The 12473-nt window shown below is 56.6% G+C and carries 10 protein-coding genes; 9 read left to right on the forward strand and 1 reads right to left on the reverse strand.

The window, feature by feature from the left end; all coding sequences use genetic code 11:
* Positions 1-250: 250 nt before the first annotated feature.
* From I2D41_RS04850 to ligA, 9 genes are all read left to right on the forward strand, one after another.
* The gene (locus I2D41_RS04850) at positions 251-943 is read left to right on the forward strand and encodes a GntR family transcriptional regulator (protein ID WP_195363713.1); all 693 of its coding nucleotides are present in this window, start codon (positions 251-253) and stop codon (positions 941-943) included.
* A 127-nt stretch (positions 944-1070) separates the two neighbouring features.
* Entirely contained in the window at positions 1071-2093 is a 1023-nt protein-coding gene (locus tag I2D41_RS04855; protein WP_195363714.1) for a LacI family DNA-binding transcriptional regulator, read from the forward strand.
* 134 nt (positions 2094-2227) lie between these two features.
* Positions 2228-3565, forward strand: coding sequence for a glutamine synthetase family protein (locus I2D41_RS04860; protein ID WP_195363715.1), 1338 nt, complete (start codon positions 2228-2230; stop codon positions 3563-3565).
* Positions 3566-3615: 50 nt separating this feature from the next.
* Complete coding sequence (locus I2D41_RS04865) at positions 3616-4278, forward strand: response regulator transcription factor (protein WP_022095077.1); 663 nt, start codon at positions 3616-3618, stop codon at positions 4276-4278.
* A gap of 180 nt (positions 4279-4458) precedes the next feature.
* Positions 4459-5586 (forward strand): hypothetical protein, encoded by a 1128-nt coding sequence (locus I2D41_RS04870; RefSeq protein ID WP_195363716.1) that lies wholly within the window; start codon positions 4459-4461, stop codon positions 5584-5586.
* Complete coding sequence (locus tag I2D41_RS04875; protein ID WP_195363717.1) at positions 5576-5929, forward strand: hypothetical protein; 354 nt, start codon at positions 5576-5578, stop codon at positions 5927-5929. Before I2D41_RS04870 ends, I2D41_RS04875 begins: the two co-directional genes overlap by 11 nt.
* 21 nt (positions 5930-5950) lie before the next feature.
* The gene (locus I2D41_RS04880; protein WP_195363718.1) at positions 5951-6535 is read left to right on the forward strand and encodes a hypothetical protein; all 585 of its coding nucleotides are present in this window, start codon (positions 5951-5953) and stop codon (positions 6533-6535) included.
* A 172-nt stretch (positions 6536-6707) separates the two neighbouring features.
* Positions 6708-8171, forward strand: coding sequence for a S1C family serine protease (locus I2D41_RS04885; protein WP_195363719.1), 1464 nt, complete (start codon positions 6708-6710; stop codon positions 8169-8171).
* 447 nt (positions 8172-8618) lie between these two features.
* The gene (gene ligA, locus I2D41_RS04890; protein WP_195363720.1) at positions 8619-10847 is read left to right on the forward strand and encodes an NAD-dependent DNA ligase LigA; all 2229 of its coding nucleotides are present in this window, start codon (positions 8619-8621) and stop codon (positions 10845-10847) included.
* Positions 10848-11274: 427 nt separating this feature from the next.
* On the opposite strand, the gene I2D41_RS04895 is transcribed toward ligA, so the two are convergent.
* On the reverse strand, positions 11275-12447 hold the full coding sequence (locus I2D41_RS04895; RefSeq protein WP_195363721.1) for a hypothetical protein: 1173 nt from the start codon (positions 12445-12447) through the stop codon (positions 11275-11277).
* Positions 12448-12473 lie beyond the last annotated feature (26 nt).

Here is a 12473-nt window from a genome sequence, read left to right on the forward strand (position 1 = left end):
AGAACGCTCCCGCAAACTGCCTCTTGACAACTTATAGGAGCGTCGGTTTTGTTTTCACGGTTTTCGGTATGGCCGAGGCTGTCCGTGTTAACGTAGTAGATGGGCCACTTTTGTGGCAAGGGGGCCGATCTGCGGGCCAGGGTAGCTAAAAGAGCCCCGTCCCAAAAAGACTGATTGGGAGCTGGGGCGTGTCGATGCGATAGTATTGCATGGTGGTATTCGACTAACCGAGGGTTTATCCGAGGGCTTTATGGAACAGCACCAGCATTATCAGAGCCTGCAAGATCAGGCATACAACGCATTACGCTCCAAGATTATCTATGCCGAGCTCAAGCCCGGCACGCGCCTTTCGGCGATTGGTCTGGAAAAAGAGACGGGAATCGGGCGCACGCCCATTCGCGAGTCCTTTGTGCGCCTGCGTGAGCAGGAGCTGGTGGAAACGCGTCCCAAAAGCGGCACCTATGTCTCAAAAATCAGCATGGAACGCGCCGAGAACGCCTGTTTCTTGCGTGAGAAACTCGAGAGAAGCGTGCTTATTAAATGCTGTTCGGCTGCTACGCCCGAGCAAAAGCAGCGGCTTGAGCAGATTCTTACCGAGTCCGAGTCGCTCGACCATGGCGAAACGCGCCGTTTCTTTGACCTGGATAACCTGTTCCATGAGACATGTTTTGAGATTGCCGGTCGTCACATGTTGTGGGATTGGATGAAGAGCATCAACACGCATTTTGAGCGATACAACTGGTTGCGTATGGTGTCGCAGGATCTAGATTGGGAGCCGATTCGTCGGCAGCATCGCCGGATTCTCGAGGCCATTAAGAGGGGCGATACCGATGCGGCGAGTTATCTGGCAGAGACGCACTTGCACCTGATGCCCGAGGAGCAGGGCCCGGTTATCGCCTTGCATCCCGACTATTTTGAGCTGCCTAAAGACTCGTCTATCTAGCCCATCATCGCATCTGCTCGAGACGCAAAAAACGACGCTGCTCACCTACAGCGTTTTGCAAGCGAGATTTTTAAAAAAATGCCTAAAATGGCTCAGACTGCCGACAATTGGGAAACAGAGGTGCGCTATGGCGCAGATGAGAATCAAGGACATTGCTGCTCAGGCGGGCGTGAGCCCGGCCACGGTGTCGCGCTATCTCAACAACCGCCCCGGGCAGATGACCGAGGAGACCCGCGCTCGCATCGCCGAGGTTATCGAGCGCACCGGCTATCGCCCACGTGCCGCCGCGCGCAACCTGCGCTCCTCGCGCACCAACCTTATCGGTGTGATTCTGGCCGACATCGCCAACCCGTTCTCGAGCGCCATGCTCGAGGGGCTTTCCGTCAGCGCCGCCGCGCGCGGCTGCTCGCTCATGACGGCCATCAGCGGCAACGATCCCGCCAAGGAAGCCGAGTCGCTCACCAGGCTTATCGACGCCGGCGTGGACGGCCTGGTCGTCAATACCTGTGGTGGCAACGACGGGCCGATCGCTTCGGCTGCGGGCCGTCTGCCGGTCGTGCTGCTCGACCGCGACATTGCCGACGGCGGTATCGATCTGGTCACGTCCAACAACCGCGAGCTGGTTGCCGGCCTGGTAGACGCCCTTGCCGCCGCGGGCAGCGAGCGCCTGTGCCTGCTTACCGAGGCAAGCGACGAGAGCCCCGTCCGTCGCGAGCGCGCCGAAGCCTTTACCGATGAGCTCGCCCGCCTCGGCCTTGCCGGCGAGGTCGTCACCCTTGCCGATGGCGGCGCCACGGGCGTCAGCCGCCTGGACGAGGCCATCCGCGACTATGCAGGTAAAAAGCTCGGCCTTATCGCCGTTAACGGCCTGGTCTTTTTGCGTCTGACCGAGGCGCTGGCACAGTTGGGACCTTCGTTGCCGGCGGGTCTCAAGATCGCAACGTTTGACGACTATCCCTGGAACCACGTGCTCTTTGGCGGTGTGACCACGGCAGCGCAGGACACTCTTACCATTGCCGAGCGCGTAGTCGAGCGCCTGTCCGAGCGTATCGACGTTGTTACCACTACGGTGGGCGATGCCGCAAAGCTCGCCCCCAAGCGCATCGAGGTCCCCGGCCACATCGAACACCGCGCTTCGACCTCGCGCTAACTACTCGTTCGCAACTGCCTGTTCGCACACGTTTTTTGAGCGCTTGATACGCTTTAACCCTGCGGAAACATTTTTCTGCGATAGTATCTGCGATATAGACCAGTCGAAACCCGCCCGAAAGAAAGGGGAGCGACATGAACCAGCAGAACATCGATTACGTACTCCGCTCCGTAGAGCAGCGTGACATCCGCTTTGTGCGTCTGTGGTTTGTCGACATTCTCGGCCGCCTCAAGAACTTTGCCATTAGCCCCGAGGACCTCGAGGTCGCTTTTGAGGAGGGTATTGGCTTTGACGGCTCCGCCATCGAGGGCTTTGCCACGCCCGAGGAAGCCGACATGCTGGCATTCCCCGATGCTTCGACCTTCCAGATTCTGCCGTGGCGCCCGAGCCACAACGGCGTCGCCCGCGTGTTCTGCGACGTGTGCACTCCCGATTGCAAGCCCTTTGCCGGCGATCCACGCGATGCCCTGCGTCGCATGTTCCGCAAGGCCGAGAAGGCTGGCTATCTGCTCAACGTGGGCGCCGAGCTGGAGTATTACTATTTCCCCGACGAGCACACCCCCGAGCCGCTCGACAACGTGGGCTACTTCGATCTTTCGGTGAGCGATGCCGCTCGCGACCTGCGTCGCAACACAGTCCTCACGCTCGAGAAGATGTCCGTGCCCGTGGAGTACACCTTCCACGCCGCCGGCCGCTCACAGCACGGCATGAGCCTGCGCCACGCCGAGGCCCTGAGCATGTCCGACGCCATCACCACGGCCAAGCTCATCATTAAGCAGCAGGCCTACGAGAGCGGTTGCCACGCCTCCTTTATGCCCAAGCCGTTGACGGGCGAGGACGGCAGCGCTATGTTCCTGTGCCAGTCGCTATTCGACCACGACGGCAACAACGTCTTTTGGGGCGAGGACGACGAGAAGTATCACCTCTCCGATATCGCCAAGCACTACATGGCCGGCATCCTGGCGCACGCGCGCGAGATCAGCGCCATCACCAACCCCACGGTAAACTCGTACAAGCGCATCACCACGGGCGGCGACTCCGTGCCGCAGTACGCCACGTGGGGCCTGCGCAACCGCGCGAGCATGGTCCGCATCCCGGTCTACAAGCCCGGCAAGCAGCTGTCCACGCGCATCGAGCTGCGCAGTCCCGATCCCATGGCCAATCCGTACCTGGTCAACGCCGTCACGCTGGCGGCTGGTCTGGACGGCATCGAGCGCAAGCTGGAGCTCCCGCCCGAGGCAACGGCCGAGACGCTCAAGCTCGCCGACCGCCAGATGGTCGAGGCCGGCTACACGCCGCTGCCGCGTTCGCTCAAAGAGGCGCTCGACGTGTTTGAGGACTCGCAGTTTATGAAGGATGCCCTCGGCGAGCACATCCACAGCTTTTTCCTTAAAAAGAAGCGCGACGAGTGGCATAAGTTTGAGTCCACGATCACCGAGTGGGAGATCAAGCACTACCTGGCGAACTCCTAATCGCGCTGGCTTGTCCCAGTACGATTGAGCTCATTTCTTTGGAGGCCGATATGTCCGAAAAGAGTGCCCTGTTCATGGCGCGCACGACGCGCTTCCACGAGTTTGCCCGCAGCCTGACGACCACCCTGGGTGTCGAGGTGAGCCTTGCCACCCCCGATTCGCCGACTGCGGCGCACGACTTTGACCTGCTGATCCTCGATTCCGACGGCATCCGCAGCGACCGTATCGATCAGATTGCCAAGTGGCTCGACGATCGCGGCGGCGTTCCCATGCTGGTGATCGTCGACGACGAGGCGCTCGGCACCCTACGCCTGCCGAATCACGCGCATGCCGACTTCGTGTGCCCCACGGCGACGCCCAATGAGCTCAAGGCTCGCGCGCAGCGCCTGATGGGCGAGGAGGAGACCGTCACCGCCGACGATGTGCTCAATATCGATAACCTCGAGATCAACCTGGCTACCTACCAGGTGACGCTCGATGACGAGCCCATCGACCTGACGTTGATGGAGTACTCGCTGCTGAGCTTTTTGGCGACGCACCCCAACCGCGCCTACAGCCGCGAGGTGCTGCTGCACCGCGTGTGGGGCTTTGAGTACTGCGGCGGCACGCGTACCGTCGACGTGCACATTCGACGCATCCGCTCCAAGGTGGGCCCGCAGATTGCAGCGCACATCACCACCGTCCGCGGCGTGGGATATCTGTTTAAGGACTAGCAAGTAAATAGAGGAATGTGAGGGTACCGGAGATTTCTCCAGTACCCTTTTCTCGTTTAGGGCGAAAAGAAGACCTTTCACCGATTTAAAGTGGGTCAGTAAAAACAATATCAAACGTATAACTATCTCACGAATATCATTTAGTTACCGTATCTCCCTACTGCACGGATGGAGGAAGAAATGCGTTATTCGAGAAAGGTGATTGTCGGATTCATAGTATTGCTTGCCGCCCTGATGTCTCCAAGGTTGGTTTTTGGAGACGACGACTTGGTTCGTGTCACACCGCAAATAGCTGTGGAGCAAGCGCAAGCTTTCTTTGATGACGTATCGGATGAGCCGGTGACCGCTTGTGACCCAGTAAAAATGGTGAATTCCGATGGGGAATCAATCGGGTATATCGTTCGCGCGAAGCGGGATGACGTTAACTATGGCTACGTCGTATTTGATTCAGAGCGATCTTGGTGGATCAGCGAATACTGCTTGGCTCCGAACGCCCCTATGCCCATTGAGAATACAAGCGATGAAATAGCTCTTCTCGCATCCCAAGATGACATCGTTGCTTTGAAATTTGACGAGCTGTCTTTTGGTATTGCAGATCTGGATAATAACGTTGTTTTAGATGAGAAGGGATGCCGGTCAACAGCGGTGTTTTCTGTGGGAAATAGCCGCAGCGGATCTCCAGGCAGGTTCGAGGATGTTTTCGTATCGCCCAAAGACCTGTATAAGCAAGGATATGTCATTGACGCAAGTAAAACAATTTCAGGGATGATAACGCCTACACAATCAGAGGTTATTAAAGAAACGGGGACCTATGCTTGCGATGTGTCTGCAATGTTTGCGGTAAGCAGCCATTATGTAACGCTAAACCGGCTCAAATTGCCAGACTTATATCATGAGCTTTGGCAGTTATCGGGAACATCCGGCGATCCAAATAAGTCATTCGATCAAGCTACGGGCCTTTACTTTACCCAAGGAAGGACTCCATCTCCAAATGCTGCCCCGGCTATTAAGGAGTTCTGTGCTAGGCGCGGGAAAAGGCTTGAGACATCATTTGCTTGGTATCCATCTTGGGATTCTTTCAGGGCAACTGCAGATTCTGGAAATCTCAGTATTTTTTCTGGGACTCTCAGGTCAAGCCATGACGCTCATGCGATGGCTGTTGCGGGATATGTGGCTATGCATAATACATATTCAAATGATAAGAAATATATGCTTGTTGTCTGGGACGGTTGGTTCAATCAGCTGCGTTTTCTTCCATATGACACAACGATTTATATATCGCATGAAGGGACGTATTGTGGAGAGTGACGGCGAAGATGATAGAAAACGCATACGTAAAACGCTGGGGCTTCTTTGCGCATTTCTTGGGATATTGGTTGTCGCGGCCTATCAACCGAGCCCCTCGGTCGTTGGTGGAAAAGATGACGAACATATTTCAGTTGAAGTACAGACGCTGTCGGATATTCATAACGGGCAATTTGAGGCGCTTATGCCAAGTGGTTGCCGTAAGAAAATCGATATGCGCCGTAAGTCAAGTTCCGGATATGTTTCAGGGTTGAAAGCAGGTGATAAATGGATTCTAGTTTTTGTGGAAGATAAGGAACTTGACGGGACTGTTCTGTATCCCCATTCAGCTGAGAAAGTCAAATAAAGTAGACAAGGGGAATGAAGAATGATTGATAGAAAGCAGTTTTTAGGTCTGATGGCAGGGGCTCCTATTTTGATGCGAGCTGGGATGGCAGAAGCCGTGGAGTTGCCGGACGCTCGGAAGCGATTGACGCTCGTGGTCGACACGGTGGTCAGAGATGAAAATGGCAATGAAAAAACGCGAACAAGAAGCAGAGAGACTATTTTCACGCCAGAGAGCGAAATTGTGTCTGCGGACGCTATGGCCGGTGATGTCATAACAATCCAGAGGGAATCAGATGAAACGTTGCCGCTGCTTGCCAAGATTGAGCTCACGGTCGCTTATTTTAACGATAAAACAGAAATTGAGATTCGTTCCGGAAAGTACTCGATAGTCCAAACCGATCCGCTTGTGATGTATGCAAACGCTTGGTACGCGCTCATGCAGAAGGATAAATTCGTGATGAATAACTTCACGGAAAGCGAAGCATCATATGAAACGGGGTGGGGGCCAACGCCATACGACGCGGAGAAAGATAAGTGGACGTGCGGATCAGGCATGGGTGCGACGATTACGGACTTTATTAACGATTCAACATATAGTTTTGCTATCGACTGTTATATCGAATAGACATGACGGCATAAAACGAATTGGCTTATAAGCATGTCATTACTTAAGCAAAGCTGAAATCTTGGCATCTAGTGCTCGGGACTGCCCAGCTTGGGGTACAACTCAACGTGAACAATGATGGCCCGCCACATGTTTGGCGGGCCTTTGGTTATTTGACGAAAGGATCGCAGCTATGAGCGAGAACGATTCTCAGCGTCCCCAGGACGCGGGCAACGCCGGCGAGACCCAGCAGCAGCCGCGCGTGCAGGTGGAGTCGACGCCTGCCGACGGCAACAACATTCCCTACGTGCAAGCCTACGACACACAGACCGGCAAGCCGCTGGGCGGCCAACAGGTCGTGAACAAGCACACGGTGGTCAAGACCAAGACCAAAAAGCTGCCGATCTTTATTACGGCGCTTGCCGGCTGTGCCTGCGGCGCCCTGCTGGTCATTGCGCTCATTATGAGCGGCACGCTCGATATCGGCGGCGGCAGGAACGCCGTGACGGCGGGTGCTTCGGGTTCATCGACGCAAAAGATCACCATCGACTCCGAGGACACCACGCTGGCCGAGGCCGTCTCTGCCAAGGCCCTGCCCTCTGTCGTTTCCATTACCGCCACTTCGAGCGGCAGCCAAAATGGCTCGCTTTCGCAGTCTGCCGACGAGCCGGATAGTTCGGGCAGTGTCGGTTCGGGCGTGGTACTCGATACCGAGGGCCACATCCTCACCAACAACCACGTGGTCGATGGCTATGACCAGTACGTGGTTACCATGGACGACGGCACCACCTACGAGGCCGAGTTCGTGGGCAACGACGCCTCGAGCGACCTGGCCGTCATCAAGCTCAAGGATGCCGACGCTTCCAAACTCACCCCGATCGAGATCGGCGACTCCTCCAAGCTCAACGTGGGCGAGTGGGTCATGGCGATCGGCTCGCCGTTCGGCAACGAGCAGTCTGTCTCCACGGGCATTGTGTCGGCGCTGTATCGCTCCACGGCCATGAGCTCTACCAACGGTAACACCATCTATGCCAACATGATCCAGACCGATGCCGCCATCAACCCGGGCAACTCCGGCGGCGCGCTCGTCAACGACAATGGTGAGCTGGTGGGCATTAATTCGCTTATCGAGAGCTATTCGGGCTCCAGCTCGGGCGTGGGCTTTGCCATTCCGGTTAACTACGCCAAGAACATTGCCGACCAGATCATCGACGGTAAGACGCCGGTGCACCCGTACCTGGGCGCCACGCTTTCGAGCGTCAACGCGCTCAACGCCCGCACCAACAAGCTGAGCACCGATAGCGGCGCGTATGTGGCGAGCGTCGTTGAGGATGGCCCTGCTGCCAAGGCCGGCATCCAGGAGGGCGATGTCATTACCAAGCTGGGCGACGACGAGATTACGAGTGCCGATGGCCTGATCATCGCCCTGCGCAGCCACGAGGTGGGCGAGAAGGTCGAGATCACGCTCATGCGCGGCAAGGAAGAGAAGAAGGTCACCGTCGAGCTGGGCTCCGATGAGGAGCTGCAGAACCAGCAGCAGGATGACAGCGCGACCGACACCGGCAACGGCGGTATTACCGACGAGCAGCTGCGCCAGTATCTGGAGGAGCTGTTGGGCCAGCAGGGCCAGGGTCAGGGCTACGGCCAGGGTTACTAACGAGCCATTTCGCACATGCCGAAGCCAGAGGGGCTGTCCCATCAACGCGGGACAGCCCCTCTTTTCTTATTGATCCGTTGGGGACGGAGGAAAACGGATCACTTGTGGCTGGCAAGAGGCCTGGTTCGTAATGGTCTGGACAGTTAGTTCAGATACGTATAAATCTGGGGCAGCTTGGGATGCGTTTTGAGCAATTTTTGATTGGGATGGGGTTGGAATGGGTGTTTGGGAGGGCGAGCGGGACGTTTACATGGTCTCAGGGAGCCCAAATTAGTTGAAACAGGGGTGTTCGTGTCTAATCCAGCTCTAGGATTTATACGTATCTGAACTAACTGTCCACCCCAGTCTGGCGGCTGCCGATTCGGTGCGGTTTGAGACCGCTATTCGGCCCCATTGCGACCGGTGGTACTCTTGTATCCGTTTGAAATCGAGCGAAGGAGTGCCGCTATGGAGCAATCGAGCCTGTTTGGTGACGGCGTGGACATCGATACCGAAACACCCGCGACCGCGGAAGCCACCGCACCGGACGATGCCCGTGCCCAGGCGGCAGCGCGTGCGGCCGAGCTGCGCCACGAGCTCGATTACCACGCCTATCGCTACTACATGCTCGATGCGCCCGAGATCACGGACGCCGCCTTTGACAAAATGCTCGTTGAGCTGCAGGAAATTGAGGCGACCTACCCCGATCTGGTAACGCCCGACAGCTACACCCAACGCGTGGGCGGCTACGTGAGCGAGCAGTTTATGCCGGTCACGCACATGGCGCGCATGTATTCCATGGACGATGCCATGGATCTGGACGAGCTCGACGCGTGGCTCCAGCGCACCGAGGATGCGCTCGGTGCCGGCAGCGTTACCTATACCTGCGAGCTAAAGATTGACGGCCTGGGCGTGGCCCTTACCTACCAAAACGGCACCTTCGTACGTGCGGCCACACGTGGCGATGGCACAACGGGCGAGGACGTGTCGCTCAATGTCCGCACCATCAAGGATGTGCCCATGCACCTGTCCGAGCCGGCGCTCGCCCACATGGGTGCCGACCGCGAGCGTACCATCGAAGTACGCGGCGAGGTCTATATGCCCAAGGGCAGCTTTGTTCGTCTGAACGACGAGGCCGATGCCGAGGGTCGCGACCCCTTCGCTAACCCGCGCAACGCTGCCGCCGGTAGCCTGCGTCAGAAGGATCCCAAGGTCACGGCGCGCCGCGACCTCGCCACCTTTATCTATGCCATCGCCGATACCGACCCGCTGCACGTCCACAGCCAGCGCGAGTTCCTCGATTGGCTGCGCAGCGCCGGCTTTAGCGTCAACCCCAACGTGGCACGCTGCGCCACGCCGGCCGAGGTTCACGAGTTCTGTGCCCAGGCGCTCGAGCATCGCGGTGATCTGGATTATGACATCGACGGCGTAGTCGTAAAGGTTGACAGCTTCCAGCAGCAACTCGACCTGGGCTTTACTGCCCGCGCACCGCGCTGGGCCATTGCCTTTAAGTTCCCGCCCGAGGAAAAGCAGACCGTCCTGCGCGAAATCCGCATCCAGGTGGGCCGCACCGGTGTGCTCACGCCGGTCGCCGAGTTCGACCCAGTGACGGTTGCCGGCTCCACCATCGCGCGCGCCACGCTGCACAATATCGACGAGATCCGTCGCAAAAACGTGCGCGAGGGCGACACCATCATCGTGCACAAGGCGGGTGACGTGATCCCCGAGGTCGTGGGGCCGGTGCTCGACAAGCGCCCGGCCGATTCGGTCGACTGGCACATGCCCGAGGTCTGCCCCGTGTGCGGTAGCCCCGTGGTCCACGAGGACGGCGAGGTTGCCTACCGCTGCGTGTCCATCGACTGCCCCGCGCAGCTCAAGGAGCGCCTGCTCCATTGGGTGAGTCGCGGCTGCATGGACGTCGACGGCCTGGGCGACGAGATCGTCGACAAGATGATTGCCGCCGGCCTGATCCACGATGTCGCGGACTTCTACCAGCTCACGGTCGACGACATCGCAGGCCTGGACACGGGGCGCACCTATGCCAGCTCCAACAGCAAAAAGGGCGTCAAGAAGGGCGACCCCATTCCGGTAGGCCTCAAGACGGCCGAGAAAATCATCGCCGAGCTCAACAAGTCCAAGAGCCAGCCGCTCGGTCGCGTGCTGTTTGCCCTGGGTATCCGCCACGTGGGCAAGAGCGTGGGCGAGGTCATCGCCGAGCGATTCCTGTCGATTGACAAACTTATCTTGGCGAGCGAAGAGGATATTGCCGAGTGCGAGGGCATCGGTCCCAAGATTGCGGCGAGCGTCAAACAATTCCTGGCCGTGCCCGAGAACCTTGCCGTGCTGGAACGTCTGCGCCAAGCGGGCCTGTCGCTCGAAGTCGACCTGGGCGCTGCACACGCGCAAGCCGCAGCCGACGCTGGCGTGGCGGGCGAGCTCGCCGACGCACAACCACTCGCGGGCCTGACCTTCGTGCTTACCGGCACGCTTGTCAATCGCACGCGCGACGAGGCGGGCGCGGCGCTCAAGGTGCTTGGCGCCAAGGTTTCGGGCAGCGTGTCAAAGAAGACGAGCTATCTGGTCGCCGGCCCCAAAGCGGGCTCAAAGCTCACCAAGGCCGAGCAGCTGGGTGTGCCCGTGTTGGATGAGGCGGCACTTGAACAGATTTTGGCGACGGGTAGGGTCCCGGAGGCATAATGATTTGTTGAGGAACTGCGCAGAGGCTCAGTTCCTCAACATCTCCTTATAGTGTTTGCCTGTTCAATTTCGATATCGTTTCCCTCGTATGATCCAGATGCGTCTACCGACTCAAAGCGTGAGTAGGAAACTCTTGTCCCAACTTTGATTTGGGAAAGCTTGTCTTTGATTCGGCCAGATGAGGGGAATGTAATCCGGGTTTGCTTTCCAGCGTCGGTGTAGCGGGGACTGTTGTCTGTTTGGATTACGAGTTCCGTTCCCTCAATAGAATGAACGCTGCCGGCTCCAAAGACAAGGTAATCATCTCCTCCGCTATAGCGGGCTCTATCTGTGCATGAAGAAACGGATGCAAACATAGCGAAAATCACCAATATCGTAACCAGGGCAAAGGCCGTGGTGCCATAGCATTTTGATGGTGCCATCCGGTCTACCAAAAGACTGTTCCGTTCAATTTGACCATATTGGGCGTTGCATAGTTAATCGCTCGGGGATAAGTGTTCCATCCGTCGAATACTTCGAGCCACTGCAGTTCGATGCCAGAGCTTCCATTATGCCCAGTAAAATAGCCAGTTACCGTGACTGTATGACCTGATAGCTCGACGGATCCTTCACTGTTTCGGCTGTTGATCCACATATGATACAAGCCGATATTCCCTTGATCGATAGTTGCTCTGTACTGAGCGAATTGAGGCTGATAACCGAAAAATTGAGTATTAAGTGCTCTACCCTTTTGAGCGGCAAGACTTTTAAACGGAACAATTCCATCTGGGATGATCGTGCTTCCGTACTCGACGCCCTGATCATTGGTCTTATACGTTGTTGTGCCAGTGACGTTCCATATTTCTTTATAATAATCGGGATTAAATTGATTAGCGTTTGAACTGGTGAGACCGTAATGCATTGATACAGCGTACAAGGCAGAAACGACGCATGCATACTTATTAGTGCGGGCTTCAACTAATGATTCCGAGACTCCTCGGAACGGTATTCCGTTTAAATCGTCTATTTGGAAATGCAACATCAAGTCATCTTCATTGATAATGACTGCATCCCATGAAGTTGGGTTATTGCTTTGAGGTGCTATACCCTTTTCGGTGACAATTGGGACAGACCGTATATTGTTATAGTTGGTTACACAGTCTCTAGTTCCTGGCACCAAAGTTCCATATTCAATATCGTTGTACGAAATTAGTACGGTTGGGTTTGTGGCCTGTTGGCCGGAATAAGTTGAAATGGCGTTTGATAGAGAAGCTGAAATCGGAAGAATGGTATCGCCGAGGGTTATCTCCTTCAGAAGCCCAGGATATGATGCGTCAAGTATTAAATAACCGTAAGGGCTTCCTTCCCTTGTGACACTGATTTCATAGCCACAGATAAGGCCGATTTGTTGGCATACGGGAACGATTTGCTCGATCTCTAAGTTCGCGGATCCGTCGACGATGGGCAACAGGGAAAGCGCGTAGTCTTGTGCTAGGTCTGATGTAAAAGCGACGGATGAGTTTGAGTCGGCAGCGAATACTCTTGTTGGGCGTGACGCGGATAAGCCGATGATCGAGGCTAGGCCGAGAAGAAACGAGCGACGTGATTGAACTCTGGGCATAATGTCTCCTGCCTATGGGGGGCAAT

It is taken from the genome of Collinsella aerofaciens, assembly GCF_015552075.1.
Taxonomy (GTDB): domain Bacteria; phylum Actinomycetota; class Coriobacteriia; order Coriobacteriales; family Coriobacteriaceae; genus Collinsella; species Collinsella aerofaciens_Y.

What these genes read in the sequence shown, in the direction of transcription:
- I2D41_RS04850 (WP_195363713.1), top strand. Translation starts at nt 251, where the DNA reads ATGGAACAGCACCAGCATTATCAGAGCCTGCAAGATCAGGCATACAAC.
- I2D41_RS04855 (WP_195363714.1), top strand. Translation starts at nt 1,071, where the DNA reads ATGGCGCAGATGAGAATCAAGGACATTGCTGCTCAGGCGGGCGTGAGC.
- I2D41_RS04860 (WP_195363715.1), top strand. Translation starts at nt 2,228, where the DNA reads ATGAACCAGCAGAACATCGATTACGTACTCCGCTCCGTAGAGCAGCGT.
- I2D41_RS04865 (WP_022095077.1), top strand. Translation starts at nt 3,616, where the DNA reads ATGTCCGAAAAGAGTGCCCTGTTCATGGCGCGCACGACGCGCTTCCAC.
- I2D41_RS04870 (WP_195363716.1), top strand. Translation starts at nt 4,459, where the DNA reads ATGCGTTATTCGAGAAAGGTGATTGTCGGATTCATAGTATTGCTTGCC.
- I2D41_RS04880 (WP_195363718.1), top strand. Translation starts at nt 5,951, where the DNA reads ATGATTGATAGAAAGCAGTTTTTAGGTCTGATGGCAGGGGCTCCTATT.
- I2D41_RS04885 (WP_195363719.1), top strand. Translation starts at nt 6,708, where the DNA reads ATGAGCGAGAACGATTCTCAGCGTCCCCAGGACGCGGGCAACGCCGGC.
- ligA (WP_195363720.1), top strand. Translation starts at nt 8,619, where the DNA reads ATGGAGCAATCGAGCCTGTTTGGTGACGGCGTGGACATCGATACCGAA.
- I2D41_RS04895 (WP_195363721.1), bottom strand. Translation starts at nt 12,447, where the DNA reads ATGCCCAGAGTTCAATCACGTCGCTCGTTTCTTCTCGGCCTAGCCTCG.